Origin of the sequence: Streptomyces niphimycinicus (assembly GCF_018883605.1) — a bacterium.
GTDB lineage: Bacteria > Actinomycetota > Actinomycetes > Streptomycetales > Streptomycetaceae > Streptomyces > Streptomyces niphimycinicus.
This window is the reverse complement of record NZ_JAHLEM010000323.1, coordinates 1-6,069: the sequence shown is the minus strand read 5'-3', so window position 1 is coordinate 6,069 and position 6,069 is coordinate 1. Positions and strand designations below refer to the sequence as shown.

The 6,069-nt window shown below is 74.2% G+C and carries 4 protein-coding genes; 1 reads left to right on the top strand and 3 read right to left on the bottom strand.

Annotated features, from left to right (window positions below; genetic code table 11):
• The 3 genes from KN815_RS27160 to KN815_RS27150 form a co-directional block, all read right to left on the bottom strand.
• The coding region (locus KN815_RS27160) for a glycosyltransferase (RefSeq protein WP_216344542.1) at window positions 1-1,061 on the bottom strand (1,061 nt) is incomplete at its 3' end.
• A 118-nt stretch (window positions 1,062-1,179) separates the two neighbouring features.
• Window positions 1,180-2,346: a glycosyltransferase family 4 protein gene (locus tag KN815_RS27155; RefSeq protein ID WP_216344541.1), complete on the bottom strand. Its 1,167-nt coding sequence runs from the start codon at window positions 2,344-2,346 to the stop codon at window positions 1,180-1,182.
• A gap of 316 nt (window positions 2,347-2,662) precedes the next feature.
• Window positions 2,663-4,087, bottom strand: a complete 1,425-nt coding sequence (locus tag KN815_RS27150) for a HEAT repeat domain-containing protein (RefSeq protein ID WP_216344540.1) — start codon at window positions 4,085-4,087, stop codon at window positions 2,663-2,665.
• 314 nt (window positions 4,088-4,401) lie between these two features.
• Between KN815_RS27150 and KN815_RS27145 the strand changes: the two genes are divergently transcribed.
• On the top strand, window positions 4,402-5,943 hold the full coding sequence (locus KN815_RS27145) for a PP2C family protein-serine/threonine phosphatase (protein WP_216344539.1): 1,542 nt from the start codon (window positions 4,402-4,404) through the stop codon (window positions 5,941-5,943).
• Window positions 5,944-6,069 lie beyond the last annotated feature (126 nt).

Below are 6,069 nucleotides of genomic sequence, written 5' to 3'. Positions count from 1 at the left end.
CGGGCCGCCGCCCGGCGGAGGGGCTCCGAGCGGCCCAGAACGCGCTCCACGGCGTCCGCGAAGGCCGTTCCGTTGTCCGCGGCGGTGTCGCCCGCGGCGCCGACGATGTCGGGCAGCGCCGAGAGCGCGCTGACGACGACGGGCGAACCGCACGCCAGCGCCTCCAGCGCCGCGAGGCCGAAGGTCTCCGCCGGGCCCGGCGCCAGCACGACATCGGCGCTGGCCTGGATGGCGGCGAGCCCCGCCCGCTCGGCCACATGGCCGAGGAAGACGGCCGGAAGCCCCTCGGCGTGGGCGCGGGCCTCCAGGCGCTGCCGCAGCGGCCCGTCCCCGGCGACCACGAGCGCCGCGGAGACGCCCCGCCGCCGCAGCTCGGCGAGCGCGTCGAGCGCCCGGCCCGGCCGCTTCTCGGGCGAGAGCCGCGAGCACATGGCGAGGAGAACGGCCGCCTCGCCGCGGTGGTGGTCGCGCAGCGCGGCGTCGTGGTGGGAGGGGTGGAAGTGGCCGAGATCCACGCCCAGCGGGGCGCGTACGACATTCCGCGCGCCGATCCGTACAAACTCGCGCGCCGCCCATTCGGTGGTGCAGACGATCCGCGAGTACGCCCGCGCGGTACGGAGGTTGAGCCGGTCCGCGGCGCCTTGGGCGAACCCGTCCGGCACCCCCCAGGTGCGCAGCACGGCGTCCGCGCTCTCATGGGAGACCATCACGGCCGGTACGCGGGCGCGCCGCGCCCACTCCCCCGTCCAGCGGAGGGTGGTGCGGTCCGACACCTCGAGCCGGTCCGGTGCCAGGCCGTCGAGCAGCCGGGTCAGCCGCCGCCGGTCGGTCAGGACGCGGTAGCCGCCGGTGCCGGGGATGGTCGGCCCGGGGAGCGTGATCACCCGGCCCTGCCGGGTCTGCTCGTCCGAGACCCGCTCGCCCGGCACCACCAGGACGGCCTCGTGCCCGGCCGCCTGATAACCGGCCCCGAGCTCGCGCAGCGCGGTGCGGAGGCCGCCGGAGGCGGGGGTGACGAAGTTGGCCAGCCGGACGATGCGCAGGCCCTTGCCGTCGCTCATGCTGCTCTCTCCTCCCACGGAACTCACGCTGTGTGCCTTTCATCCGCTTCTCCGCCCACGCGGCGCGAAGGCGCGGGCAGCACGGCCACGTGCGGCCCGGCGGCCGCGCGTGCGGCGCTCATGCCGCGACCGCCGTACGGGCCGCGAGCACCTCGGTGTAGTGGTCGATCAACTGGTCGCCGATCGCCGCCCAGGTGCGGCCCTCGACCGCCTCCCGGCCGGCGTGGCCCAGTGCCGCGCGCAGCTTCGCGTCGGCCGAGAGCAGCGATACGGCGTCGGTCACCTCGGTCGCGTCCCCGGGCGGCACCAGCAGCCCGGTACGCCCGTGGTCGATGAGGTCGAGGGGGCCGCCCGCCGCGGGCGCGACCACTGGGACGCCGCTGGCCTGGGCCTCCTGCACGGTCTGGCAGAAGGTCTCCTGGGGCCCCGTGTGGGCGAAGACGTCCAGGGAGGCGAAGACGCGGGCCAGGTCGTTGCCGGTGCGGCGGCCGAGGAAGCGGGCCCTCGGCATGGCCGCCCGCAGCACGGGCTCGCTCGGCCCGTCCCCGACCACGACCACCTGGACGCCGGGCAACTGGCTCAGCGGGGCGAGCAGCTCGACGTTCTTCTCCGGGGCGAGGCGGCCGATGTATCCGACGATCAGCTCACCGCCGGGGGCGAGGGAGCGGCGCAGCTCCGAGTCGCGGCGCGAGGGGTGGAAGCGCTCGGTGTCGACCCCGCGCGGCCACAGCCGGATCCGCGGCACCCCGTGCTCCTCGAGGTCACGTGCGGAAGCGGTGGACGGAGCCAGGGTGCGGTCGGCGGCGGTGTGCACGGCGCGGATGCGCCGCCAGGCCGCGTTCTCGCCCGCGCCGAGGTAGGTGCGGGCATAGGAGCCGAGGTCGGTCTGGTAGACCGCCAGCGCCGGTATCCGCAGCCGGAGCGCGGCCGTCATCCCGCGCGCGCCCAGCACGAAGGGGCTGGCGAGGTGGACGACGTCGCTGTGGTGGGAGGTGATGGCGGCGGCGAGCTTACGGCTGGGCAGTGCGACCCGGACCTGCGGATAGCCGGGCAGGGGCAGGGAGGGGATACGGACAACGGGGTACGGATGCGACCGGTCGAGCTCCCCTTGGCTTTCGGGTGGCCCGCCGGCCGTGTCGGGCGGTGGGCCTCCGGGGGGACCCGCCGGTGCGATGACCAAGGGGTGATGACCGCGGCGGTGAAGATGGTCGGCCGTTTGCAGCGTGCAGTGAGCGACGCCGTTGATGTCGGGTGGGAAGGATTCAGTCACGATGGCGACACGCATACCGGTGTTGTCGGCGTACGAAGGGTGGCTCCGGCATCGTGCACGTTTCGCGCCGTGGAACGTCCCATGAGCGTTGGCCTTCGCGTTCCCCGGGCCCCGTTCAGGACCCCGACGAGATCACATCAAACCCGGATGAACCCGCACCAATGAGCGACGGGTCACTCGGCGTGAAACTGTCGCCTGGGTGAACACCCTGTTCGGATGGCGCGAAGGTACGGAGGGTGACGATCTCTTCACCCCGCCGGGGAAGACGCGTCTGCCGCCTCCGAGGTTGCGCGCCCCGGCGCGAGATCGCGCTCCGGGGCGGCCGGCGGGATCAGAAGTCCGGGGTTTCGGGCGCGATGCGGCTGCGGACCGCCGTCTGGACCTCGGCCTCCTCCGCCGGGTCGGCGGCCAGCCGGCGGAGTTGTTCGACCACCCGGGTGTCGGCGGTGGCGGCATGCCGGGCGGCGAGCTCGCGGGTGCTCTCCTCGCAGTCCCAGAGGCATTCCACGGCGAAGCCCGCCGCGAAGGACGGATCGGTGGCGGCCAGTGCGCGGGCGGCGCGGCCGCGCAGGTGCGAGGAGGCCGTCTCGCGGTAGACATGGCGCAGTACGGGCGCGGCGCAGGAGATCGTCAGGCGCCCGGCGCCGTCGACGAGCGTCCACAGGATCTGGGCGTCCGGGCCCTCGGCCCGGACCGTGCGGCGCAGGGCCGCCAGCACCAGCGGGGTGTCGTACTGACCGCCGCGGCAGGAGAGCATCGCGGCCGCCGCGTCACCGAGGACGTCGGGGCGGTGGGCCCAGACCCGGGCCCGGTCGAGGGCGGAGATGCTACGCATGCGTTCGAAGGCGGAGAGGGCGGCCTGGGAAACCAGCTCGGAGGCGTCCGGCTCGGTGACGGCCGCCTCGATCAGGTCGAGCACCTCGGGGTCGCCGATCTCCGCGAGATGGCGCAGCGCGGCGGCGCGGGCGGCGTCGGGGGCCGACGCGGCGGCGGCGAGGAGTTCGGGCCGGTCCTCGGGACCGGCGACGGCGGCCAGACAGCGGGCCGCCGCGTCGGGGCGGCGGGCGTCCGGCTTCAGATCGTGCTCCCGCTGGGCCCACAGCAGGATGTCGTGGACGCTCCATCCGGGGCGCGGTCCCGAGGGCCGCATCTGGCGCTGCCATCGGTCGAAGGCGCCCTGTTCCGCCGCCGCGCGCACCCGCGGCCCATGGTGCGGATCGCCGGCCCACAGCCGCCAGGGCCGGGGCTCGTAGGCGCCACGTACGACGGCGGCCAGCTCGGCGTCGCCCTCGGAGGTCTCGGGGAAGCGGGCGAGGACCGCGGAGGCGAGGCCGCGCAGCCCGGGGTCGTCGTCACGCAGGGCCAGCTCGTCGAGGGCCCATTGCCAATTGCTGCCGGCCGCGGTGTAGCGGCGCAGCAGCCGCAGGGCGTCGGCCCTGCCGTAGGCGGCGAGGTGGCCGAGAACGGAGAGGGCGAGCCCGGTGCGCGCCTCGTCGTCGTTGACCAGGTCGTCGGGGTGGAACAGATGCTGTTCGATTTCATCGAGCTCGGCGTCGAGGTCCAGGCAGAGCCTGGCGTAATAGAGCGAGCGGTTCTCGACCTGCCAGTCACGGCGGGGGTCGCGCAGCACACAGTGGTGCAGTGCCGCGAGCGCCTCGGCCCGCGGCGCGGCGAGGGCATGCAGGGTCCCGTCGCCGCGGCCTCGCTGAAGGAGGCCGAGCAGGGTGCCGCTGGGCGCTATGTCTGGATCGAACATGAGGTCAGCATCCGGTGCGGGAGGTTCGCTGGCAACGGGATTTCCGTCGATCGGCATTCTTGCCGATGTCCTGGCGCCGTATGCCTGATGAACGGCGTGGGACTGAGGGACTCCCGAGCGCCGCAGCCTACCCGGAATCGTGCCCTCCGCCGATTCCCGGCCGATATACCCCCGGAAGGCCATTGGCATATGCCGCAAGCACCACCGGATCGGGTATTGCCAAACCGCTTACGGGATGTCGCAGCCTGTGCAAGAGTCGTCACCGGTCCCTCCCCTCAAGACCCGGCCGCGCCGCGCCCGTATCGGAGAACGTCATGCCGTCCCCCCGCTCCGCGGACCATCCCGCCGTTCCGCCGCCCCAGCGTGACACGGTCGACGCACTCATCTCGCAGACCCAGCGGCTCCGCGGCGGGCTCGACGCCGTCCGCCGCGACACCGTCGCGGACCTGGGCGGTACGGACGACGCGCAGGTGCGCTGGCAGCGTGCGCTGTGCCGGCTCGCCGTCCACCAGTTGGACGACCTCGACCGGCATCTGGGCGAGCTGCGCGAGGGGCTGCTCGCCGATCCCTCCAGGACGAACAGCGGGACGGACAAGGGGACAGCGGCCGACGCGGCGGAGCCGGACGGGGGGACGGAAACCGACGCGGGGGTGACGGCCGAGGCCCCGGCCGCGAGCGATGCCACCGGCCGCGGTTCGCTGCTGAGCCGGGTCGGCAGCGCGGAGTGGAACCTCCTCTCCGACGAGGTCACCTGGTCCGACGAGCTGTGCCGGATCTTCGGCCGCGACCCCGGGGACGGCGGGCTCACCCTCGACGAGCTGCCCTCCTGGGTCTTCTCCGAGGACCAGCCGATCCTGACCACAATGGTCACGGACTGCCTGGTGGACGGAAAGCCGATCGACGGCGAGTTCCGCGTCGTGCGCGCGGACGAGGCGGTCCGCACCATTCATATGGCGGGCGAGCCGGTGCTCGACACCGACGGCAGCACCGCCTCCATGTGGGCCGTGCTCCGGGACGTGAGCGAGCTGCGCCGCAGCGAACGGGCGGTGCGCGAAAGCCGGGACACCCTCAGCCACCAGCGGCGGATCGCGCGGACCGAGCGCCGGCTGGCGGTGGAGGTGCAGGAGGCCGTGCTGCCGCCGTGGCGCGGCTCCCTCCGGCTGCCGGCCGGTGACGGCTTTCCGGGCGCCGGGACGGCGGCCGACGGCGCCGCCCTCGACCTCGCCGCCCACTACCTCCCCTCCGAGTCCAGCGCCCAGATCGGCGGCGACTGGTACGACGCGCTCGAACTGCCGGACGGACGGACCCTGCTGAGCGTCGGCGGCCTCACCGGCCATGGCGTGACCGCGACCTGCGGGATGGCCATGCTGCTGGGCGCGGTGCGCGGCATGGCGGTGGCCGGGATCGAGCCGGGCCCGCTGATGGGGCGGCTCAACCAACTGCTCGCCGTCTCCTCCTCGCCCGCGCTGGTCGGCGCCGCCTGCGGACAGTACGACCCGCGCACCCGCACCCTGGTGTGGGCGCAGGCCGGCCACCCCGCCCCGCTGCTCTTCCGCGACGGGACGGGGCGCCCGCTGCGCTCTCCCGACGGCGTGCTGCTCGGCGCCACCACGGGCGCCGCGTATACCCAGTCCGAGGAGCGGCTGGAGCCGGGCGATCTGCTGGTGCTGCACACCGGACGGCTCGCCCGGGACGCCGAGGACGCCACCGAGCGGCTGCTCGCGCTCGCGCCACGGCTGACCGCCGCCCATGGCACACAGGAGTGCGTACGGACCGTGGCCGAGACGTTCGGCGACGAGCCGCGCGAGAACGACGCCTGTGTGCTGATCGCCAGGGTCACCGGTGCCCGCGTATGACGCGGCTTCCCGCGTCGGCGTGGCGTGGCGTGGCGATCGACCCTCGTAAGGCGTTGGTTTCCCGTACGGGTGACTCATGTCGTAAGGGTTGACTCGTCGTAAGGCGTTGCCCCCTCGTCGGGCCCG